The sequence below is a fragment of the Klenkia soli genome (assembly GCF_900103975.1).
GTDB classification, from domain to species: Bacteria; Actinomycetota; Actinomycetes; order Mycobacteriales; family Geodermatophilaceae; genus Klenkia; species Klenkia soli.
This window is the reverse complement of the sequence record NZ_FNIR01000009.1, coordinates 240,690-261,647: the sequence shown is the minus strand read 5'-3', so window position 1 is coordinate 261,647 and position 20,958 is coordinate 240,690. Positions and strand designations below refer to the sequence as shown.

Below are 20,958 nucleotides of genomic sequence, written 5' to 3'. Positions count from 1 at the left end.
CAGCGGGTTGATAGGCCGGAGGTGGAAGCACAGCAATGTGTGGAGCTGACCGGTACTAATAGGCCGAGGACTTGACCAACAAACAACCTTTTACGTAATGCATGTCTTGCTCGCGTCCACTGTGCGGTTCTGAAAGCACGAACACACCCGTGTGTTCACACCGCCCCCACCCCCATTGACCGGGGTGCGTGGGTGGAAACTTTCACAGCGTTACGGCGGTCATGGCGAGAGGGAAACGCCCGGTCTCATTCCGAACCCGGAAGCTAAGCCTCTCAGCGCCGATGGTACTGCCCGGGGGACCGGGTGGGAGAGTAGGACGCCGCCGGACACCATTCCCGAAACGGGCCACAGCAGCTGCTGTGGCCCGTTTCGTGCTTTCCGGGACGATGCCCCGAAGATCGCAGTTCCCGACAACCGGTCGCGCGCGACGCAATCCGAGAAACCGCGGTTTCCGGAGTCCGCGGTGGGCGACCGGGGTGCTCGGGCTCCGGGCCGTAGCCAGGCAGGCCGGTGTGCTGCGCAGCGGCGATGTTGGTGCGGGCCTGCCGTCCGCAGGGGGCATCGTTGCCGGGGGAGTGGGTCGGCAACAGAATCGTCACACCCCCCGGTTAGCGTCCGGGGTCCCCGACGACGGAGGTCGAGCACGTGCACCTGTCCCCGCACGAGCAGGAGCGCCTGCTGCTCAGCTACGCCGCCGAGCTGGCACGCCGCCGGCAGGCCCGCGGCCTCAAGCTCAACCTGCCCGAGGCCACGGCGCTGGTGAGCGACCACGTGCTGGAGGGCGCCCGCGACGGCGTCCTGGTGACCGAGCTGATGCAGAGCGGCCGCACGGTCCTGACCCGCGACGACGTCATGGACGGCGTGCCCGAGATGCTGGAGGAGGTGCAGGTGGAGGCGACCTTCCCGGACGGGACCAAGCTGGTGACCGTCCACCACCCCATTCCGTGATCCCCGGAGAGGTGATCACGGCCGAGGGGTTCATCGAGACCCTGCCGGGAGCTCCGCGCATCGAGCTCGAGGTGCACAACAGCGGCGACCGGCCGGTGCAGGTCGGTTCGCACTTCCACTTCGCGCAGACCAACGGTGCGCTGGTGTTCGACCGCGTCGCCGCGCACGGTCAGCGCCTCGACATCGCCGCCGGCACCGCGGTCCGGTTCGAGCCGGGCATCGAGCAGACCGTGGTCCTGGTCCCGTTGGCCGGCGCGCGCGTCGTCCCCGGCCTGACCGCTGAAGGAGGCATGGGCTGATGGTCCGGTTGTCCCGCGAGCGCTACGCCCAGCTCTACGGCCCCACCACGGGCGACCGCATCCGGCTGGCCGACACCGACCTGCTGATCGAGGTCACCGAGGACCGCTCGGGCGGCCCCGGCCTGGCCGGCGAGGAGGCGGTGTTCGGCGGCGGCAAGGTCATCCGCGAGTCGATGGGCCAGGGCCGGGCCACCCGCGCCGAGGGCGCTCCCGACCTCGTCATCACCGGTGCCGTCGTGCTCGACCACTGGGGGGTGGTCAAGGCCGACGTCGGCATCCGTGACGGCCGCATCGTCGCGCTGGGCAAGGCCGGCAACCCCGACACCATGGACGGCGTCCACCCCGACCTCGTCATCGGCCCGGCGACCGAGGTGCTGGCCGGCAACGGCAAGATCCTCACGGCCGGCGGCATCGACTGCCACGTGCACTTCATCTGCCCGCAGATCGTCCCCACCGCACTGGGCTCGGGCGTGACCACCCTGATCGGCGGGGGCACCGGGCCGGCCGAGGGGTCCAAGGCCACCACCATCACCCCGGGCGACTGGTACCTGGCCCGCATGCTCGAGTCCATGGACGTCTGGCCGGTCAACGTCGCGCTGCTGGGCAAGGGCAACACCGTCTCGCACGCCTCGCTCGAGGAGCAGCTGCGGGCCGGTGCCAGCGGCTTCAAGCTGCACGAGGACTGGGGTTCCACCCCCGCCGCCATCGACGCCGCGCTGACCGTGGCCGGCCGGCACGGCGTCCCGGTGGCGCTCCACTCGGACACGCTGAACGAGGCCGGGTTCGTCGAGGACACCCTGGCCGCGATCGCCGGCCGGAGCATCCACGCCTACCACACCGAAGGAGCCGGAGGCGGGCACGCACCCGACATCATCACCGTCGCCGGGCACCCGAACGTGCTGCCCAGCAGCACGAACCCGACCCGGCCGCACACGGTGAACACCCTCGACGAGCACCTCGACATGCTCATGGTCTGCCACCACCTGGACAGCTCGGTGCCCGAGGACCTCGCCTTCGCCGAGAGCCGGATCCGACCGACCACCATCGCCGCCGAGGACCTCCTGCACGACCTGGGGGCCATCTCGATGATCGGCTCCGACGCCCAGGCCATGGGGCGGGTCGGCGAGGTCGTCATGCGCACCTGGCAGACCGCGCACGTCATGAAGCGCCGGCGCGGGTCCCTGGCCGGCGACGGCGCCGCGGACAACGCCCGGGCCCGCCGGTACGTCGCCAAGTACACGATCTGCCCGGCCGTGGCGCACGGCATCGACGGCGAGGTCGGCTCGGTCGAGCCGGGCAAGCTGGCCGACCTCGTGCTCTGGGACCCGAAGACGTTCGGGGTCCGGCCGCACGTGGTGCTCAAGGGCGGGATGATCGCCTGGGGCCAGATGGGCGACGCCAACGCGTCGATCCCCACCCCTCAGCCGGTCTACCCGCGGCCGATGTTCGGCGCCTACGGCAAGGTCCCGGCGCAGACGTCGCTGCACTTCGTGGCCCAGGCAGCGCTGGATGCCGGGCTGCCCGACCGGCTGGCCGTCGACCGCCGGCTGGTCGCGGTCACCGACACCAGCCGGCTGGGCAAGGCCGACATGCCCGAGAACACCGCGCTGCCCGACATCCGGGTCGACCCGGACACCTTCACCGTGTCCGTCGACGGCGAGGTCTGGGAACCCCAGCCGGTGGCCGAGCTGCCCATGGCCCAGCGCTACTTCCTGTTCTGACATGACCGCTGCGCTGCTCACCCTGGCCGACTCCCGGCTGCCCGCCGGTGGCCACACCCACTCCGGCGGCGTGGAGCAGGCCATCGCCGCCGGCCTGGTGCTCGACCCGCGCAGCCTCGAGGTGTTCCTCCGCCGGCGGCTGACCACCTCGGGGCGCACCGCGGCCGGGCTGGCCGCCGCGGCGTGCCGGGCGGCCGGTCGCGGCGGGGACCGACCGGCAGTGCTGGCCGCCCTCGACGCCGAGGCCGACGCCCGCACGCCGGCCCCGGCGCTGCGCCAGGCGTCCCGTCAGCAGGGGCGCGGGCTGGTCCGGGTCGGCCGGCGGGCCTGGCCGTCCGCGGTCTGGGACGACCTGCCCGCCCACCCGCACCACCCGGTGGCCCTGGGGGTGGCCGCTGCGGTGCCCGGCCTGGGTCCGACCGAGGCCGCCCAGGCCGCCGCGTACCTGTCCATCACCGGCCCGGCCACCGCGGCGCAGCGGCTGCTGGCGATGGACCCGATCACCGTCGCCACGGTCACCGCCCGGCTGGGGTCCGAGGTGGACGACGTCGCTCGGGCAGCCGCCGACCCGGCTCCGGCCGACGCCCTGCCCGCCGACACCGATCCCCTGCTGGACCTGCTCGCCGAGCTGCACGCCGACCGCGGTGACCGCTACTTCGCCTCCTGACCCGCCACCACGACGTCCAGCACGACACCGCCCCCGACCGACCCACCTACGAACCCCACGAGGAGCGACCATGCCGCCCGACCACAACCTCGACGACTACGTGGACCCCTACGCCGACCCGGCCGCCCGCGGCCACCGGCACGGCCCGCTCAGGGTCGGCCTGGGGGGCCCCGTCGGCTCGGGCAAGACCGCCCTGGCCGCGGCCCTGTGCCGCACCCTGGGCCAGGAGTACGACCTCGCCGTCGTCACCAACGACATCTACACGACCGAGGACGCCGACTTCCTGCGCCGCAACGCCGTGCTCCCCGACGACCGGATCGAGGCGGTGCAGACCGGCTGCTGCCCGCACACCGCCATCCGCGACGACATCACGGCCAACCTCGACGCCGTCGAGCTGCTGGAGTCCCGGCACCCCGGGCTCGAGCTCGTCCTGGTCGAGTCCGGCGGCGACAACCTGACCGCGTCGTTCAGCTACGGCCTGGTCGACGTGCAGATCTTCGTCGTCGACGTCGCCGGCGGCGACAAGGTCCCGCGCAAGGGCGGCCCCGGCGTCACCGCCTCCGACCTCCTGGTGGTCAACAAGACCGACCTGGCGCCGTTGGTCGGGGCGGACCTGGACGTCATGCGCCGCGACTCCGCAGCGGTGCGCGGCGGCAAGCCCACGTTCCTGATCTCCCTGCGCGACGACCCGGCGGCCACCGAGGTCGCCGCCTGGGTGCGCGAGCAGGTGCGGGCCCGGGCCGTCCAGCACGCGTGAGGACCCTCGTCGAGGTGGTGGCCCGGGCCGGTCCGGGTGGGCGCACGGTGCTGCCGGTCGTCCGGGCCAGCGGCCAGCTCGCCGTCCGGCGCACCGGGCCGACGACCGTGCACCTGGTCGCCACGGCGTTCGGACCGCTGGGCGGCGACGACGCCGAGATCCGGCTGGTCGTGGAGGCCGGCGCCCGCCTGGCGGTGCGCACCGTCGCGGCGGCCGTCGTCCTCCCCGCCCGCGGGGAGTCGCCGCCGTCGGAGCAGCGGGTGCGCGCGGAGGTGGCTGGTCGGCTGGACCTGCGGCCCGAGCCCACGGTGGTCACCGCCGGTGCCCACCACCGGGCCCTGCTGCACGCCCTGCTCGACGAGGACGCCGAGCTGACCGCCACCGAGCAGGTCCAGCTCGGCCGCACCGGCGAGCAGCCGGGCCGCTGGACCGGCACCACCCGGGTCGAGCGGTCCGGCGTCCCCGTGCTGCACACCACCGTCGGCCTCGGCCCGGGTGCCGCGGCCTGGCTGCCGCCGGTCGCACCCCGCGCCTACGCCAGCACCGTGCACCTGGGCGCAGCTGCCGACCGGGCCACCGCCGAGGACGCCGTCCGGCTGCCGCTGGAGCGTGGTTGGGTGGCCACGGCCTGGGGTGACCGGCTCACGCCCACCCTGGCCCGGCTCGCCCCGCTGGAGGGCGGCGCACCGCTCGAGGAGGCCCTGCCGTGATCGTCCGCGCCCGCCGCGTCGTGCTGCCTGAGGGAGAGCGGCCCGCGGCCGTCCACGTCGAGGGCGGCCGCATCGTCGCCGTCACCGCCTTCGACGACGCACCCGACGACGCGCTCACCCTGGCCGACGACGAGGTGCTGCTGCCCGGGTTGGTCGACAGCCACGTGCACGTCAACGAGCCAGGCCGCACCGAGTGGGAGGGCTTCGCCAGCGCGACCCGGGCGGCCGCGGCCGGGGGCATCACCACGATCGTGGACATGCCGCTGAACTCGATCCCGCCGACGACCACCCGAGAAGGGCTCGAGGTCAAGCGGGCGGTCGCGGCCGGGCAGGTGTCGGTCGACGTCGCCTTCTGGGGTGGCGCCGTCCCCGGCAACGTCGGCGAGCTGCGGCCGATGCTCGAGGCCGGCGTGGTGGGTGTCAAGTGCTTCCTGCTCGACAGCGGGGTGCCCGAGTTCCCCCCGCTGGACGACGCCGGACTCCGTGCTGCGCTGACCGAGCTGGCCGCCGTCGACGGCCTGCTCATCGCGCACTGCGAGGACGAGGAGACCATCGCGGCGGCGCCCGAGCCGACCGGCCAGAGCTACGCCGGCTTCCTGGCTTCCCGTCCACCGGCGGCCGAGGAGACCGCCATCGCCCGGCTGGTCGCGGCGGCGGCCGATACCGGCGCCCGGGTGCACGTGGTGCACCTGGCCGACGCCGGCGCGCTCCCGCTGCTGCGCCGGGCCCGGGCCGACGGCGTCCGCATCACCGTCGAGACCTGCCCGCACTACCTGACCTTCGCCGCGGGCGACGTGCCCGACGGCGACACCGCCTACAAGTGCTGCCCGCCCATCCGGGAGGCATCGCACCGGGAAGCCCTCTGGCAGGCGCTCGCCGACGGCGACGTCGACCTGGTGGTCAGCGACCACTCGCCGTGCACCCCCGCGCTGAAGCGGCTGGACGTCGGCGACTTCGGGCTGGCCTGGGGTGGCATCGCCGGCCTGCAGGTCACCCTGCCCGCGGTCTGGACCGGTGCCCGGTCGCGGGGCATGCCGCTCGCCCGGGTGGTCGAGCTGATGTCCACCGCGCCGGCGGCGCTCGCCGGGCTGTCGGCCAAGGGCGGGATCGCCGTCGGCAAGGACGCCGACCTGGTCGCCTTCGCCCCCGACGCCACGGCCACCGTGGGCCGGCTCGAGCACAAGAACCCGGTCACGCCCTACGCCGGCCGCGAGCTCACGGGGGTCGTCCGCACCGTCTGGCTGCGCGGCGAGGTGCTCGACGGCGGCCACCCACGGGGACGACTGCTCACCCGGGACGGTTCTGCGACAGTGGGCCGGTGAGCGCCCCGGACTGGACCCAGCTGCCCGACCTCGCCAACCGCGCCCAGGGCGGTGCGGTGGTCGCCGCGAACGACGAGTTCTTCGCCGCCCGGGAGAACCTGGTGCTGCCGTGGCCGGCCGTCGCCCGGCCGGACTTCGGGCACAAGGGCAAGGAGTACGACGGCTGGGAGACCCGCCGCCGCCGCGAGGCCGGCGAGGACTGGGCGATCGTGCGGCTCGGCATGCCCGGCGTGGTCGCCGGCGTCGTGGTCGACACCGCGTACTTCCTGGGCAACTACCCGCCGCAGGCCTCGGTCCAGGCCGTGGCGGTCGAGGGTCACCCGTCGGTCGAGGAGCTCGTCGCGGCCGACTGGCAGCCGCTGCTGGACCGGGTCGACCTCGCCGGGGGCACCGCGAACGCCTTCGCCGTCCCACCGGGACGCCGCGTCACCCACGTGCGGCTGACCATCCACCCCGACGGCGGGGTGGCCCGGTTCCGCGTGCACGGCACCGCCGTCCCCGATCCCCGCTTCCTCGACGCCGGTCCGTTCGACCTGGCCGCGCTGGAGAACGGCGGCCGGGTCACCGCGGTCAGCAACGCCTTCTACGGCAGCCCGCACCAGCTGCTGGGCCGTGGCGACGCCGCGAACATGGGCGGGGGCTGGGAGAACGCCCGGCGGCGCGACGGCGGCAACGACTGGGTCGACGTGCAGCTGGCCTGCGAGGGCGTGGTCGCCCTCGCCGAGCTGGACACCTCGTGGTTCCTGGGCAACGCGCCCGGGGCGGCCGCCCTCACCGGGCGCACCGCCGACGGCGCGGAGGTCGAGCTGCTGCCCCGCACCCCGCTGCAGCCCGATACCCGGCACCGGTTCCTGGTGCCGGGCGCGCCCGGGGTGGTCTCCGTCCGGCTGGACGTCTACCCGGACGGCGGCATGGCCCGCCTTCGGCTGTGGGGCCGGGCCACGGACGCCGGGCGGAGCGCGCTGCGCCGCGCCCTCGGCGATGACCGGGCGGAACCTGCCGGCCCCCGTTAGGTTCTGGGCCGACGCACAGGGAACACCCATGTGCACCCGGCCGAGGAGACTCCGTGAACCGCACCCGCCGCACCCTGCTCGGTCTCGCCGCCGCCACCCTGCTCCCGCTCGGCCTCGCCTCCTGCGGCGCCGGCTCGGTCGACTCCGACGACGTCGAGGACCAGGCGGAGACCCAGCTGCAGCAGCAGACGGGCGCCGACGTCCGTCCCGACGTCGACTGCGAGGACGACCTCCCGGCCGAGGAGGGCGCGACCATCACCTGCGCCCTCACCGCCGACGGACTCGACGGCACCTACGACGTCACCGTGACGACCACGTCCGTCGACGGCGACACCGCCAACTTCGACGTCCAGGTCGCCGACACCCCCCGCTGACCCGGCAGAGCGCGCGGGCCAGGATGGTGTGGTGCACGACACCGCCGACCTCCTGGTCCACGACGCCGAGCTCGTCGCCACCGTCGACGCCACCCGCCGCGAACTGCCCGGCGGCTGGGTGGCCGTCACCGGCGGGGTGGTCAGCGGGGTGGGCGGGTCGACCGACCCGCAGCCCGCGGCCGCCCGCCGGGTCGACGCGCGCGGGTGCCTGGTCACCCCGGGCCTGGTCAACACCCACCACCACCTGTACCAGAACCTCACCCGCGCCTACACCCCCGCGCTGACCGGTGGGCTGTTCGAGTGGCTGACCACGCTGTACCCCCGGTGGGCGCGCCTCGACGAGGAGGCGGCGTACACCAGCGCGTTCGTCGGGCTGGTCGAGCTGGCGCTGGGCGGGTGCACCACCTCGACCGACCACTCCTACGTGCACCCCGCCGGTGGCGGTGACCTGATCACCGCCGAGGTGACGGCCGCACGCGAGCTGGGGGTGCGCTTCCACCCCACCCGGGGCTCGATGTCGCTGTCGGTCAAGGACGGCGGGCTGCCCCCGGACTCGGTCGTGCAGGAGGACGACGAGATCCTGGCCGACTCGGAGCGGCTGGTCGCCCTGCACCACGACCGGTCACCGCACGCCATGACCCGGATCGCGCTGGCCCCGTGCTCGCCGTTCTCGGTGTCCACCGCGCTGATGCGGGCCACGGCCGAGCTGGCCGAGCGGCTCGACGTCCGGCTGCACACGCACCTGGCCGAGACGCAGGACGAGGACGCGTTCTGCCTGGAGACCTTCGGCCGGCGTCCGGTGGACTACCTCGAGGACGTCGGCTGGTTGACCGACCGCTCCTGGCTGGCGCACGTGGTGTGGCCGTCGGCGACCGAGATCACCCGGCTCGGTGCGGCCGGCACCGGGGCGGCGCACTGCCCGTCGTCCAACATGATCCTGGGTTCGGGGCTGTCCCCGGTGGTCGAGCTGCGCGCCGCCGGGGCGCCGGTCGGGCTGGGCGTCGACGGGTCGGCGTCCGCGGACTCCGCGTCGCTGTGGCTCGAGGCCCGCACGGCGATGCTGCAGGCCAAGCTCCGGCTGGGGGCGGCCGCGATGGGCGCCCGGGACGCGCTCGAGATCGCCACCCGGGGCGGCGCCGCCTGCCTGGGCCGGGCCGGCGAGATCGGTGAGCTGACCGTCGGCGCCTGCGGTGACCTGGTGGTCTGGCCGCTGGACGGCGTCCGGTTCGCCGGTGCGCTGAGCGACCCGGTGGAGGCGTGGCTGCGCTGCGGGCCGGTGTCGGCACGGCACACCGTCGTCGCCGGGGAGTTCGTGGTCGAGGACGGCGTCCCGGTGCACCCCGGCCTGGACGACCAGCTCGCCGTGCACCGCCGGGTCTCAGCCCGTCTGCAGAGCTGAGAATCCTCGGTTCCGAGGAGGTTCTCCAGCGACAGGAAAGCAGAAACCTCCCTCAGATCGGAGATTTTTGAGGTTTGTCCCCCTCCGGAACCTCTGCCATGACGTAGTTTCTTCGCGTGGGTCGTCTTGTGCGCATCGGAGACATCAGTCGGGAGTTCGGTCTGTCGCTCTCCCAGATCCGCCAGCTGGCGGACTCGGGGGCGTTGCCTGCCGAACGCTCGCCCGGTGGCCACCGTGTCTTCGACCCCGGTGCGGTGAGAAGTGCCCTCGCGCGGACCTCCATGCAGATCCCCGCCGACGCGAGATGGTCGACACCGACGTGGATCCGTGAGGTCGCGATCCCCGGCCTGCGTGAGGACGCGGTCTGGCGTGAGTTCGCCACGGATGCCCAGGACCAGCTCGGTACCGAGGCCAGGTCCATCGTCAGCTACGCCTTCACCGAGATGCTCAACAATGCGCTGGACCATTCGCAGGGGAGCCGGGTCTCGGTGTCCGCCTGGCTGGGTCGTGTCGAGTCACGGTTCGAGATCCGGGACGACGGTCGCGGTGCGTTGTCGCACATCCGAGACGTCTTCGGCCTCGACGATCTGTACGACGCCTTGGCCGAGCTGACCAAAGGCAAGACGACGACGGACCCGGAGCGGCACACGGGCGAGGGCATCTTCTTCACCTCGAAGGCGGTCGACATCTTCACGTTGGAATCGGAGGGGATTGCCTGGACCGTCGACAACGTCCGGCAGGACCAGGCCGTCGGCCTGAGCGACGTGGCGGTCGGTACACGCATCAGGTGGGAACTGGACCCGTCAACGACCAGGGCGCTCATCGACGTGTTCAAGGAGTACACCGACGACGACCACGTCTTCAGCACGACGAGGACGACGGTCCGTCTGTTCGGGTTCGGGGTCCGCTTCGTGAGCCGATCCGAGGCCAAACGACTCCTGCGGGGGCTGGAGCAGTTCTCACGCGTCAGGGTCGACTTCACCGGCGTCGAGGAGGTGGGTCAGGGGTTCGTGGACGAGGTCTTCCGGGTCTGGCCGGCGCAGAACGACGGGATCGTGATGGAACCCGTAGGCATGGAGGGCCCGGTCGAGTTCATGGTCCGCCGTGGGCTGCCCCCGTCCCGCAGGTCGGGTGCACAGGAGACATAGTCGTCCCTGGCGCAAAGCCACGGGATCACCAGCCCAGCAGTTCGGTCGATCATCCCGTCTGCAGGGCTGAGGCCAGCACCTCGATCTCCGACTCGGTCACGTCCAGGTGCGGCGAGACCCGCAGCACGGGCACCCGCATCTCGCCGGGCGCCCGGGCGGGCAGGCACAGCGTGGTGACGATGCCGTGCTCGGCGCGCAGCCGGGCGTGGGTGTCCTCGACGTCCGGGCCGGTCAGGGTGGTGGCCGCGGTCGGCTCGCCCACGGGCTCGACGACCTGCCAGCCGGGCACCGCCGCCAGCCGCTCGCGCACGGCCCGCCCGATGCCGGCCAACCGCTCTCGCACCGCGACCGGGCCGGCGGCCAGGTGCTCGCCGATCGCCAGGGTCAGCCCGACCCGGCCGGCGACGTGCGCGTCGTGCGTCTCGAAGGACAGCGCGTCGGCTGGGTCGCCCTGCACCGGGGTGAACTGTGCCCGGAACGCCGGCCGGGTGACCAGGAACCCCACCCCGCGCGGGCCGGCCAGCCACTTGCGCGAGGTGCCGTACACGGCGTCGGCCGGGATGTCGCAGTCGACCTGGCCCAGCCCCTGGGCGACGTCCACGACCAGCGGCACCCCGGTGGCCCGGCACAGCCGGGACACCTCGACCCACGGCTGGACGACGGCGCGGTGGCTGGCCACCACGGTCAGGTGCACCGCGGCCGGCGGGTCCGAGCGCAGCAGCCGGCCCAGCGCCTCGACGTCCACCCGGCCCAGGTCGTCGGCGGCCAGCACGACCGGCTCGAGGCCGTGGTGGGCCAGCGCGGCGAGGTTGGGGTGGTACTCGCCGGGTGCGACGGCGACCCGGGAACCGGCGGGCAGCCGCCAGGCGTCGAGCAGGACCCGGACCGACGCCGACGCGCTCTCGGTGAACGAGACGTCGGCCGCGGCCATGCCGACCAGCCCGGCGAGCACCGACCTGCCCTGCTGCATCAGCAGCTCGGCGGACTCCTCGGCCACGTAACCGCCGACCTCGGCCTCGTGCCGCGCGTGGTGGGCGACGGCGTCGAGCACCTTGACCGACTGCCGGCTGCACGCCGCGGAGTCCAGGTGCACGCCGGCCGGTCGGGGCCGTGCGGCCCGCCAGGCAGCGCCGAGCTCGGAGTGGGGAAGGGTCACCCGCTCATCCTCCTGCACCCGGCATGGGAGCCCATGCACCCGGTCATGGGCCCCGGAGGTGGGGGCATGGGCTCCCATGCCGGAGTGAGGCGCGGCTCAGACCGGCGTGGCGAGGGTGAGGGCGAAGTCGCCGTCCTCGTCGGTCCAGCACTCCGCCACCCGCAGGCCCGCAGCAGCCAGCTCGGCGGCGACTCCCTCGACGGTGAACTTGGTCGACACCTCGGTGCGCAGGTCCTCGCCGGCGGCGAAGGGGACGTCGAGGTCCAGCGCGCCGATGTGCACGACCTGGTCGCGGGCCGAGCGCAGCCGCATCTCGATCCAGGAGTTCTCGGCGTCCCACACCGCCACGTGCTCGAACGCGGCGAGGTCGGCGTCGGCGTCCAGCTCGCGGTTGACCACGGCCAGCACGTTCTCGTTGAACGCCGCGGTGACCCCGGCGGCGTCGTCGTAGGCGGCCACCAGCCGGTCGGTGTCCTTCACCAGGTCGGTGCCCAGCAGGAACCAGTCGCCCGGGTCGAGCATCGCGCCGACGTCGGCGAGGAACGCCGCCCGCGGCCCGGGCTCCAGGTTGCCGATCGTCGAGCCCAGGAACGCCACCAGCCGCACGCCCTCGCGGGGCAGCTTGCCCAGGTGCACGGTGAAGTCGCCGACCGCGGCGTCGACGGCGAGGCCCGGGAACTGCTCGCCGATCACCTCGCCGGCGTGCCGCAGCACGGTGGGGTCGACGTCGAAGGGCACGAAGCGGCGCAGCGTGCCGGCGGTGGTGAGCGACTCGAGCAGCAACCGGGTCTTCTCCGACGTCCCGCTGCCCAGCTCGACGAGGGTGTCGGCCCCGGACAGGACGGCGACCTCGTCGGCGTGCTCGACGAGGATCGACCGCTCGGCCCGGGTCGGGTAGTACTCGGGCAGCCGGGTGATCTCGTCGAACAGCTCGCTGCCCCGGGCGTCGTAGAACCAGGTCGGCGGCAGGGTCTTCGGGGTCGCGGTGAGGCCGGCCTGCACGTCGGCGCGCAGGGCGGCGCCGGCGTCGACGGGGCCGAGGTGGTCGGTGAGGGTGAAGGTCACAGCTGCTCCAGGGTGGTGCCGTCGGGGGTGACCTGCACCAGGTGCCGGTCGGGGACGTCGGTCCAGCGGGGGTCGTCGTCGTAGGGCTCGCTGGCCAGCACGGTGCCCTCGGGGGTCTCGAGCACCGAGAGGGTGTCGCCCCAGGTGGTGGCCAGCAGGCGGGTGCCGTCGGCGGCCAGCATGTTGAGCCGGGCGCCGGGGTCGCGCCCGCCGACCTCGCGGACCACCTCGCCCAGGGCATCGACCCCGGTGGCGAACACCAGGGAGGCCAGCTGGGCGCTGTCGCAGACGCTCTCGGCGGCCACCGCGGCGGCCGGGGGCAGCACGGCGCGGTCGACCCGGCCGTTGTGCGAGATCAGCCACCGGCCGTCGGTGAACGGCGCGGCCGCGGACTCGTCGATCGGCATGCCGGCGGTGGCGGACCGGACGGCGGCCAGCACGCAGGACGACGCCACGGCCGGGGCGACCGACGCGAAGGACGCCGACCCCCACAGCGGGGACGCCGACCGCCACCTCGCCGGCTCGGCGACCTCGGGGGCCCACCAGCCCACGCCCCAGCCGTCGGCGTTCACCGTGCCGTGCCGCTGCCGGCGGGGGGCGTAGGACTGCACGAGCAGCGAGGACGGCGGCGCGAGCACCAGCGAGGCCAGGCTGCGGGCGCGACCCAGGTAGGCGAGGTGCCTACACATCCCAGGCCAGCCGGACGCCGCTGAAGACCTGCCGCCGCTGCGGGTGGTCCCAGTTGCGGAAGCTCGGCCGCAGGATCGAGGGGCCGACCGACCAGGCCCCGCCGCGCAGGACCTTGTAGTCGCCGCCGAAGAACGGGGCGGAGTAGTCGGCGTAGAGCATCGGGGTGAAGCCCGGCCACGCGGTGAAGTCCGAGGACGTCCACTCCCAGACCCCGCCCAGCAGCTGCTCGACCCCGTAGGCCGAGGCGCCGGCGGGGTACGCGCCGACCGGGGCCGGCCGCAGCGACGTGCCGCCCAGGTCGGTGAGCTCGGCGGTGGGCTCGGTGTCACCCCAGGGGTGGCGGCGGCGCCGGCCGGCTGCGGGGTCCCAGGCCGCGGCCTTCTCCCACTCGACCTCGGTGGGCAGCCGCGCGCCGGCCCAGCGGGCGTAGGCGTCGGCCTCGAACCAGCTGATGTGCTGGACGGGCTCGTCGGCGGGCACCTCCTCGACCACGCCGAACCGGGTGCGTGTGCCGTCGCCGTGCCAGCCCATCGGGTGCTCGAGACCCATGTCGGTGCGCACCTGCCAGCCCCGCGTCGTCCACAGGTCGGGGCGGGCGTAGCCGCCGTCGCCGACGAACTGCGCGTACTCGGCGGTCGTCACCGGCACCCGCCCGATCGCGAAGGCCGCGACGTCGACGGTGTGCGCGGGCCGCTCGTTGTCCAGGCTGAACGGCTCGGCGGTGCCGTCGACGCCGATCTGGACCGGCCCGCCGGGGACCAGCACCCGTGTGCCGGCGACACCGGGCCGCCCCGGGGGCAGCGGGGTGCCGGTGCCGAGCAGGGCCGGGCCCGAGCGCAGCTGCAGGGTCTGCAGCATCGTCTCGTCGTGCTGCTGCTCGTGGCTGACCACCATCGCCACCTCGAACGCGTCGGCGTCGGCCACCCGGTCGAGCACCCGGGCGCGGACCTCGCCCACGTACCGGCGGGCCTCGACCGGCGGCAGCAGGGGGAGCTCGGCCCGCACCGCGCGGGGGTGGGTGAAGGCGTCGTAGAGCTGCTCGACGTCGGGCGGCAGGATGCCGCACCGGCCGGCCTGGCCACCGCGCAGCAGCCAGAGGTCCTCCTGCTGGCCGATGTGCGCGAGGTCCCAGACCAGCGGGCTCATCAGCGGGTCGTGCTGGCGGAGCAGCTCGGGCTCGTCGAGGTCGGTCAGGTGCAGCGTGCGCTCGCGGGCGGCCGCGAGGTCGCGGACGACGGTGTCGATGCTGCTGCTGATGTCGGTCATGCCGGTTCCTCCTTCGTGGCCGCGAGCAGGGCGGCCTTGGGGCCCGACGTGCGGGCCGTGGTCAGGACGGCGTCGCCGGGGCTGCGGCCGGCCGCGACGAGCTCGGCCAGGGCGTGCACCTCGGGGCGCAGGGCTGGGGGGACGAGGTCGGCGACGGCCTCGAGGCAGGCCCGGGCGGCGGCGTGCAGCTGCGTGTCGGCGAGGCCGTGCCGGGCGGCGTCGGTCCAGCGGCCGACGACGGGCAGGCACGCCTCCGCCGCGAGGTCGGCGGCGACCGGGTCGTCGAGCAGGGTGGCGGTGACCGCGGCCAGCGCCGGCCACCACGGCTCGGGGGCGGCGTCCAGGTAGCGGATCTCCAGGAACCCGCGCGGCCGGACCGGCGGGAACAGCGTGGTCAGGTGGTAGTCGAGGTCGCCGGTGGTGGGACGGCGACCGCCCAGCAGGGTGCGGCCCGCGGCCCAGTCGGCGAACGGCACCCGGCCGGCCACCGGCTCGGCGCCGCCGTCGTCGGTCCAGCGCACCAGCATCACCGGCGCGGCGAGGGCGTAGTCGGCCCACTCCTCGGCCGGGTCGCGCCGGCCCAGCAGCGGGCCGCAGCGGGCCTGGTCCAGGTCGCCCCACACCTGCTGCCGGGTGGAGGCCCAGCCGGTCTCGCGACCGGCCAGCAGGGGCGAGGACGCCGAGACGGCGACCAGCACCGGGCCCAGCGCGTGCACCAGCGCCACGCGGTCGCGGTGCGCCGACGCGGGCCCGGCCTCGAGGTTGACCTGCAGGGACGCCGTCGAGGTCATCATCGCCGCACCCGCCCCGGGGCAGCCGATGGCCGCGAAGTGCTGCTCCATCGCCAGGTAGCGGGGGCCGGGGCTGACCCGCCCGGTCGGTCGCAGCGGGTCCGTGCCCAGCGCGGCCAGGCCCAGGCCCTCGGCGGCCAGGGCGGACCGGACGACGGCGGTGTCGGCGCGCAGCCGGGCCACGGCGTCCGCCACCCCGGGTGCGGGTGGGCCGGACAGCTCGACCTGCCCACCGGGCTCCAGCGTCACCCGGCTGCGCCCGGGGAGCGGCGGCAGGGCGTCGACCACGGCGGTGATGCGCGCCCAGGGCACCCGGGCGGCCGGTGACCGCAGGTCGACCAGGTGCGCCTCGAGCTCCAGGCCGACCGGGCCGGGCTCGGCCGGCGTGAGCGCGGTGGCCTGCACGTGGGCACGGGCGTCCTCGACGCCGTCCAGCTGGTGCACGGCCTGCTCGTCCACGAACACGGGTGCGGTCACCCCCTCCAGGTCCGGACCGGTCGACGACGACCGCGGGTCGGTGCGGGGGCGACCTGCGCGGGGCGGGCCGTCCTCGCTCTCCAGGGTGCACGCGGCAGGGGACCTCGGCAACCGCGCAGGTGAGTTGTCACCCGATGGCCATCCGCGGGCGGAGGATGGGGCCGTGACCGCACCGCGCGACCGGGACGCCGAGGGGCGGGCCCGCAACGCCCGCCCACGGGACGGGCTGGGCCGTCCGCTGCCGCACGGGGCGCCCGGCGTCGAGCGCGCGCCGGAGGGCGTCGTCCGCACCCCGGAGGAGACCCTCGACGAGGCCCAGCGGTTGCTGGACGCCGGCCGTCCCTTCCACGCCCACGAGGTGCTCGAGGACGCCTGGAAGACCGGGCCCGCCGACCAGCGCGAGCTGTGGCGCGGACTGGCCCAGGTCGCCGTCGGCCTCACCCACGCGGCGCGCGGCAACGCGGCCGGGGCCCGCACGCTGCTGGACCGGGGTGCCGGGCACGTGGCCGCGGCGGCGGACGTGGCGGCCGGCCTGGGGGTGGACGGCGAGGTGCTGGCCCGGTGGGCGCGGGCGGTCGACGTCACGGCGCCGGCGGAGCCGCCCCGCCTGCGGTGAGGGGTCAGGCGGGCGCGGGGACGGGCGCGGGCTGGCCGGCCGAGCGGTGCCGGCGGACCACCTTGACCGCGATCACCGCGGCGACGACCAGGCCGACCACCAGCGGCACGGTGGCGTAGAGGTCGGGGTCCAGCGGCGGGACCAGCGACGCGGCGGAGCGCCCGCTGACCACGAGCACGCTGGCCCACGCCGTCGCGCCGACCAGCTGGGCGACGGCGAAGCGTCGGTAGGACACCCCTGCGGCCGCGGCCGCCCGGGGGGTGAGCGTGCGGGTGCCGGCCACGCACTGGGCCACCGCCACGACGACCAGCGGGTGCCGGCGGAGGCCCGCGAACACCCTGGTGAGCAGCGTGCGGAGCCGGCCCTGCACCTTCGCCGGGGCGTCGGTGTGCCGGCCCCGCCACCACGACAGGTGGGCGCCGGCCACGGTCGCGGCGGTGACGACGGCGATCACCAGCGGCAGCGGGAGCCCGCGGTTGACCGACAGCCAGCCGGCGGCCAGCGCGGCGGTGCTGCCGGGCAGCAGCATGCCGGCCAGCAGGCCGGACTCGGCGACCAGCACGACGGCGATCACGGCCAGACCGGTGCCCCGCGGGGTGCTGAGCAGGGCCTGCAGGATCTCGTCCACGGCCCGCCCATGCCCGCGCAGCAAGATCGTGTAACGCGCAACTAGTCCTGCGCTGCGGGTCCCAGCGCCGCCACGGCCCGGCGGAGGAACCGGGCGACCACGGCGACGTCGTCCGGGCTCATGTCGGCGAGGACGGCCCCGACGTCGTCGGCCATCGGGGTGAAGAACTCGCGCGCGAGCTCGCGGGCGCGGTCCTGCACCCGCAGCACGACCTGGCGCCGGTCGGTGGTGCTGCGCTCGCGGACCAGGTGGCCGGCCCGCTCCAGCCGGTCGACGAGCGCCGTGGTGGCGGCCGAGGACAGCCGCAGCTCGGTGGCCAGCCGCCCCGGGGTCATCTCCACCCCGCCCATCGCCGCCCCGACGACGACGGCCAGCGCGTCGAGGTCGGTGCGGTGCAGGTCGTGGGTCTCGCCGAAGACGGCGGCCGTGCGGTTGCTGACCACGGACACCTCGCGCAGCAGCAGCACGACCTCGCGCTCGACCGCGTCCACCGTCACCTCCGACCGCACGTTTGCCCTGGATGCTTCGACGGTAGAGAGACCTCGTCGTCGAGAGGTCGCACCGTCGAGGTGCAGGAGGAGCAGATCATGACCAGCACGCGTGTGCACACCCCGTCCCGGCAGGAGGCCCCGGGCGCCCTGCGGTCGGACACCACCCGGGTGGTGGCGGTGGTGGTGGCCGCCGTCGCCCAGGTGGTGGGGAGCCCGCTGGGCAGTGCGCTGTCCGGCCGCAGCGTCGGTGACGTCAGCGACGGCGCCCGCTCGCTGGTCACCCCGGCCGGCTACGCGTTCAGCATCTGGGGCCTGATCTTCCTCGGCTCGCTGGCCTGGGCCGTCTACCAGGCGCTCCCCGCCCAGCGCTCGCGGCTGGTGCACCGGGCGACCGGCTGGCCGCTGGCCGCCGCGTTCGCCGGCAACGCCGTCTGGGAGACCGTCTACCCCTTCGGCGGCGCGTGGCAGTACGTCACCCAGGTGCTGATCTTCGGCATCACCGCGGCCGCGGCGGTCGGGTTCGCCCGGCTGCAGCGCGACGACGTGCGCGGTGACCTGCGTGGCTGGGCCCGGGCGCTGCCGGCGGCCACCGCCGGCCTGCTGCTGGGCTGGGTGACCGTGGCTCCCGTGGCCCAGGTCGGCAACACCGGCGTGGCCCTGGGCGCCGACCCCGCCACCACCTCGTCGGAGGTGTGGGCGGTGGTCGCGATGGTGGCCGTCGCGGTGGTCGGGGCGTTCGTCGTGCTGAGCTCGCGGGTCGCCGCCGGTCCGTTCGCCGCGGCCGTGGTCTGGGGCCTGGTCGCGATCGCCGTCGCCGGTGGACCGCTGCCGGTCACCGTCGCCGCGCTGGGAGCCGCCGCCGTCGTCCTCGTGTCCCTGGTGGTGCGGGCGTCGTCGTCCCGGACCAGCACCGGGTCCGTCCTCCTCGGCTGAGTCGGACCTGCCGGGTCGCCGTCAGCGGGCGAGCAGGACGGCGACCCAGCCGACGAGCACGATCGCGACCGGGATCAGGTAGAAGCCGACGGCGGCCCAGCGGGGGGTGCGGACGAGGGGTTCGCCGGTGCGGGGGTCGCGCACCTCCTGGGAACGCCGGCTGACCATGTAGGCGGGCGGGACGCCGAGGGCCACCCCGGTGGCCAGCCAGAGCCAGCCGGACCTGCCCCAGTAGGGCTCGCCGAGCAGGACGGCGAAGGCGCCCTGGCCGATGAGCCACCCGGCAGCCGCGGCCAGCACCAGGGTGGTCGTCGTCCACCACCACGGCGGCTTGCGGTGCTCGTCGGTGAGGCTGCGGGCGTAGTCGCGGGGGGACCCGAAGGCGTCGGCGGGGTCCTCGCCGGTGTCGGCCACGTGGCTCTCGACCTCGGCGACGATCTCGCCGATGCGGTCGGCCGGGACCTCCTGCAGCCGCAGGTGCAGCACGAGGGCCTCGCGGTACTCGGTGATCGTCTCGGGGCTGGTCATCGCGTGCTCCTCGGGTCCGGGAGCAGGCCGCGGGCCTGCTCGGTGAAGGTGTGCCAGGCGGCACTGCGGCGGGCGAGCTGGTCGCGGCCGGCGGGCGTCACCGCGAAGAACTTGCGGCCGGGGCCGCCGACGCCCTCGCGCCAGGACGACGTCAGCAGCCCCTCGGCCTCGAGCCGGTTGAGCACCGGGTAGAGGGTGCCGCCCTTGACCGCGCCGAGCCCGCCGGCCTGCAGCTGCTGGGCGACCGCGTAGCCGTAGGTCTCCTCCTCGGCCACCACGGCCAGCACCGCCAGGGGCAGCACCGCCCGCAGCCACTCGGTCGGCAGGTCATCGGTCATGACTAGAAGGTAGTACCTACTAGTCAGCGGCACAAGCTAGTCAGCGAGCCTGAGGGATTCCGGTCACAACGTTCGGCGGCCCAGGGGTGGACCGGACCCCCTCGGCCGGTCAGCATCGACGCCGTGACGACCATCGACACCCCCTCCCCGACGCCCGCGCAGACCCCGCCGGTGCGCGGGCCGGTCACCTCGGCGTCCTACTCGATCACCGTGCGGCTCTCGGCCGACGGCGACCCGGCCAGCATCGGGCGGATCGCCACCGCCGTGGGCTCGGCCGGCGGTGCGGTGACCGCGATCGACGTCGTCGAGTCCCGGTCGGACGGCCTGACCGTCGACGTCACCTGCTCGGCCGCGGACGCCGCCCACTCCGAGGAGGTCGTCGCCGCGCTCGACGCCGTGGACAACGTGCACGTGCGCAAGGTCAGCGACCGCACCTTCCTGCTCCACCTGGGCGGCAAGATCGAGGTCAGCTCGAAGGTCCCGCTGAAGACCCGCGACGACCTCTCGATGGCCTACACGCCCGGGGTCGCCCGGGTCTGCCTGGCGCTGGCCGACCACCCCGAGGACGTCCGCCGGCTGACCATCAAGGGCAACACGGTCGCCGTCGTCACCGACGGGTCCGCCGTGCTCGGCCTGGGCGACATCGGGCCCGGTGCCTCGCTGCCGGTGATGGAGGGCAAGGCAGCGCTGTTCAAGCGGTTCGCCGACATCGACGCCTGGCCGATCTGCCTGGACACCCAGGACGTCGACGAGATCGTGCGGACGGTCGAGCTCATCGCCCCCGGCTTCGGCGGCATCAACCTCGAGGACATCGCCGCGCCGCGGTGCTTCGAGATCGAGGCCCGGTTGCGCGACAAGCTCGACATCCCGGTCTTCCACGACGACCAGCACGGGACGGCGATCGTGGCCCTGGCGGCGCTGCGCAACGCGCTGCGGGTGGTGGACAAGGAGCTGGCCGAGGTCCGGGTGGTCGTCGCCGGCGGCGGCGCAGCGGGGACGGCGATCGTCACCCTGCTGCTGGAGGCCGGTGCCCGGCACGTGCTGGTGTGGGACCGCGAGGGCATCCTCTCCCCGGACGACGACCGGCTCTCGCCGGCGAAGCTGGACCTCGCGCGGCGCACCAACCCCGCGTGCGTGCGGGGCGAGCTGCCCGACGCCCTGGTCGGCGCCGACGTCTTCATCGGCGTGAGCGCCGGCAACGTCCTGCCGGTCGAGGCGCTGCAGCACATGGCCGAGCGCTCGATCGTGTTCCCCATGGCCAACCCGACCCCGGAGGTCGACCCGATCCGGGCGCGGGCGCACTGCGCGGTCGTGGCGTCGGGCCGGTCGGACCTGCCCAACCAGATCAACAACGTGCTGGCCTTCCCGGGGGTGTTCCGGGGCCTGCTGGACGCCCGCGCGACCGAGATCCGCCCCGGGATGCTGCTGGCCGCGGCCGACGCGCTGGCCGCCGTCGTCCGGGACGACCAGCTCAACGCCAACTACATCATCCCGAGCGTGTTCGACGCCGCAGCCACCGAAGCGGTGGCCAAGGCCGTGGAGCAGACGGCCCGGCAGATCCCGGGCGCGACCGTGGACCTCGACGAGGACGGCCTCCCGGTGTGATCTAAGGTGAGGCTCA

The 20,958-nt window shown here is 74.6% G+C and carries 23 protein-coding genes and 2 rRNA genes; 16 read left to right on the top strand and 9 right to left on the bottom strand.

Translation table 11 applies throughout. The features are described 5' to 3' along the window. The 13 genes from BLS67_RS15600 to BLS67_RS15540 all read left to right on the top strand — a co-directional run. Positions 1-79: ribosomal RNA gene (locus BLS67_RS15600) — 23S ribosomal RNA — on the top strand; the annotation flags it as partial. A 132-nt stretch (positions 80-211) separates the two neighbouring features. Next, a 5S ribosomal RNA gene (gene rrf / locus BLS67_RS15595) occupies positions 212-328 on the top strand. Between the two features lie 317 nt (positions 329-645). Further along, the gene (locus tag BLS67_RS15590) at positions 646-948 is read left to right on the top strand and encodes an urease subunit gamma (RefSeq protein ID WP_091246811.1); all 303 of its coding nucleotides are present in this window, start codon (positions 646-648) and stop codon (positions 946-948) included. Beyond that, positions 945-1,247, top strand: a complete 303-nt coding sequence (locus BLS67_RS15585) for an urease subunit beta (RefSeq protein WP_091246809.1) — start codon at positions 945-947, stop codon at positions 1,245-1,247. The genes BLS67_RS15590 and BLS67_RS15585 overlap by 4 nt, the downstream gene beginning before the upstream one ends. Next, the gene (locus BLS67_RS15580) at positions 1,247-2,968 is read left to right on the top strand and encodes an urease subunit alpha (protein WP_091246808.1); all 1,722 of its coding nucleotides are present in this window, start codon (positions 1,247-1,249) and stop codon (positions 2,966-2,968) included. The genes BLS67_RS15585 and BLS67_RS15580 overlap by 1 nt, the downstream gene beginning before the upstream one ends. Before the next feature lies 1 nt (position 2,969). Then, positions 2,970-3,635 (top strand): urease accessory protein UreF, encoded by a 666-nt coding sequence (locus BLS67_RS15575; RefSeq protein ID WP_091246805.1) that lies wholly within the window; start codon positions 2,970-2,972, stop codon positions 3,633-3,635. A gap of 70 nt (positions 3,636-3,705) precedes the next feature. Beyond that, complete coding sequence (gene ureG / locus BLS67_RS15570; RefSeq protein WP_091246804.1) at positions 3,706-4,392, top strand: urease accessory protein UreG; 687 nt, start codon at positions 3,706-3,708, stop codon at positions 4,390-4,392. Further along, positions 4,389-5,102: an urease accessory protein UreD gene (locus BLS67_RS15565; RefSeq protein ID WP_091246802.1), complete on the top strand. Its 714-nt coding sequence runs from the start codon at positions 4,389-4,391 to the stop codon at positions 5,100-5,102. Before ureG ends, BLS67_RS15565 begins: the two co-directional genes overlap by 4 nt. Further along, positions 5,099-6,424, top strand: coding sequence for an allantoinase AllB (gene allB / locus BLS67_RS15560; RefSeq protein ID WP_091246801.1), 1,326 nt, complete (start codon positions 5,099-5,101; stop codon positions 6,422-6,424). Before BLS67_RS15565 ends, allB begins: the two co-directional genes overlap by 4 nt. After that, positions 6,421-7,437 (top strand): allantoicase, encoded by a 1,017-nt coding sequence (alc, locus tag BLS67_RS15555; RefSeq protein ID WP_091246800.1) that lies wholly within the window; start codon positions 6,421-6,423, stop codon positions 7,435-7,437. Before allB ends, alc begins: the two co-directional genes overlap by 4 nt. A gap of 53 nt (positions 7,438-7,490) precedes the next feature. Further along, positions 7,491-7,811 carry a DUF4333 domain-containing protein gene (locus tag BLS67_RS15550; RefSeq protein WP_091246798.1) on the top strand — a complete coding sequence of 107 codons (321 nt, stop codon included), beginning with the start codon at positions 7,491-7,493 and terminating at the stop codon, positions 7,809-7,811. Positions 7,812-7,842: 31 nt separating this feature from the next. Further along, positions 7,843-9,210, top strand: coding sequence for an 8-oxoguanine deaminase (locus tag BLS67_RS15545; protein ID WP_091246875.1), 1,368 nt, complete (start codon positions 7,843-7,845; stop codon positions 9,208-9,210). Between the two features lie 116 nt (positions 9,211-9,326). After that, a complete protein-coding gene (locus BLS67_RS15540) occupies positions 9,327-10,358 on the top strand; it encodes an STAS-like domain-containing protein (RefSeq protein WP_131801750.1) in 1,032 nt (343 codons plus the stop codon). A gap of 49 nt (positions 10,359-10,407) precedes the next feature. On the opposite strand, the gene egtE is transcribed toward BLS67_RS15540, so the two are convergent. The 5 genes from egtE to egtA form a co-directional block, all read right to left on the bottom strand. After that, positions 10,408-11,514 (bottom strand): ergothioneine biosynthesis PLP-dependent enzyme EgtE, encoded by a 1,107-nt coding sequence (gene egtE / locus BLS67_RS15535; RefSeq protein ID WP_242654121.1) that lies wholly within the window; start codon positions 11,512-11,514, stop codon positions 10,408-10,410. A 96-nt stretch (positions 11,515-11,610) separates the two neighbouring features. Beyond that, entirely contained in the window at positions 11,611-12,579 is a 969-nt protein-coding gene (gene egtD / locus BLS67_RS15530) for an L-histidine N(alpha)-methyltransferase (RefSeq protein WP_091246793.1), read from the bottom strand. Then, positions 12,576-13,268 carry an ergothioneine biosynthesis protein EgtC gene (gene egtC, locus BLS67_RS15525; RefSeq protein ID WP_091246791.1) on the bottom strand — a complete coding sequence of 231 codons (693 nt, stop codon included), beginning with the start codon at positions 13,266-13,268 and terminating at the stop codon, positions 12,576-12,578. The genes egtD and egtC overlap by 4 nt, the downstream gene beginning before the upstream one ends. Further along, a complete protein-coding gene (egtB, locus tag BLS67_RS15520; RefSeq protein WP_091246789.1) occupies positions 13,261-14,535 on the bottom strand; it encodes an ergothioneine biosynthesis protein EgtB in 1,275 nt (424 codons plus the stop codon). The genes egtC and egtB overlap by 8 nt, the downstream gene beginning before the upstream one ends. Next, on the bottom strand, positions 14,532-15,803 hold the full coding sequence (egtA, locus tag BLS67_RS15515; RefSeq protein ID WP_165617613.1) for an ergothioneine biosynthesis glutamate--cysteine ligase EgtA: 1,272 nt from the start codon (positions 15,801-15,803) through the stop codon (positions 14,532-14,534). Before egtA ends, egtB begins: the two co-directional genes overlap by 4 nt. 163 nt (positions 15,804-15,966) lie before the next feature. Between egtA and BLS67_RS15510 the strand changes: the two genes are divergently transcribed. Then, a complete protein-coding gene (locus BLS67_RS15510; RefSeq protein ID WP_091246788.1) occupies positions 15,967-16,419 on the top strand; it encodes a DUF309 domain-containing protein in 453 nt (150 codons plus the stop codon). Positions 16,420-16,423: 4 nt separating this feature from the next. Here the strand turns inward: BLS67_RS15510 and BLS67_RS15505 are convergent, their stop codons facing one another. Together BLS67_RS15505 and BLS67_RS15500 are read right to left on the bottom strand one after the other, a co-directional pair. Beyond that, the gene (locus BLS67_RS15505; RefSeq protein WP_091246786.1) at positions 16,424-17,047 is read right to left on the bottom strand and encodes a DedA family protein; all 624 of its coding nucleotides are present in this window, start codon (positions 17,045-17,047) and stop codon (positions 16,424-16,426) included. 41 nt (positions 17,048-17,088) lie between these two features. Further along, positions 17,089-17,544 carry a MarR family winged helix-turn-helix transcriptional regulator gene (locus BLS67_RS15500; protein ID WP_207500641.1) on the bottom strand — a complete coding sequence of 152 codons (456 nt, stop codon included), beginning with the start codon at positions 17,542-17,544 and terminating at the stop codon, positions 17,089-17,091. A 90-nt stretch (positions 17,545-17,634) separates the two neighbouring features. On the opposite strand from BLS67_RS15500, the gene BLS67_RS15495 reads away from it, so the two are divergent. Continuing rightward, positions 17,635-18,471 (top strand): tryptophan-rich sensory protein, encoded by an 837-nt coding sequence (locus BLS67_RS15495; protein WP_131801749.1) that lies wholly within the window; start codon positions 17,635-17,637, stop codon positions 18,469-18,471. A 21-nt stretch (positions 18,472-18,492) separates the two neighbouring features. Here the strand turns inward: BLS67_RS15495 and BLS67_RS15490 are convergent, their stop codons facing one another. Together BLS67_RS15490 and BLS67_RS15485 are read right to left on the bottom strand one after the other, a co-directional pair. After that, positions 18,493-18,999, bottom strand: coding sequence for an HAAS signaling domain-containing protein (locus tag BLS67_RS15490; RefSeq protein WP_091246779.1), 507 nt, complete (start codon positions 18,997-18,999; stop codon positions 18,493-18,495). Beyond that, positions 18,996-19,337, bottom strand: a complete 342-nt coding sequence (locus BLS67_RS15485; protein WP_091246777.1) for a PadR family transcriptional regulator — start codon at positions 19,335-19,337, stop codon at positions 18,996-18,998. The genes BLS67_RS15490 and BLS67_RS15485 overlap by 4 nt, the downstream gene beginning before the upstream one ends. Before the next feature lie 123 nt (positions 19,338-19,460). On the opposite strand from BLS67_RS15485, the gene BLS67_RS15480 reads away from it, so the two are divergent. Further along, complete coding sequence (locus tag BLS67_RS15480; RefSeq protein WP_091246775.1) at positions 19,461-20,942, top strand: NAD-dependent malic enzyme; 1,482 nt, start codon at positions 19,461-19,463, stop codon at positions 20,940-20,942. The last annotated feature ends 16 nt before the right edge of the window (positions 20,943-20,958 follow it).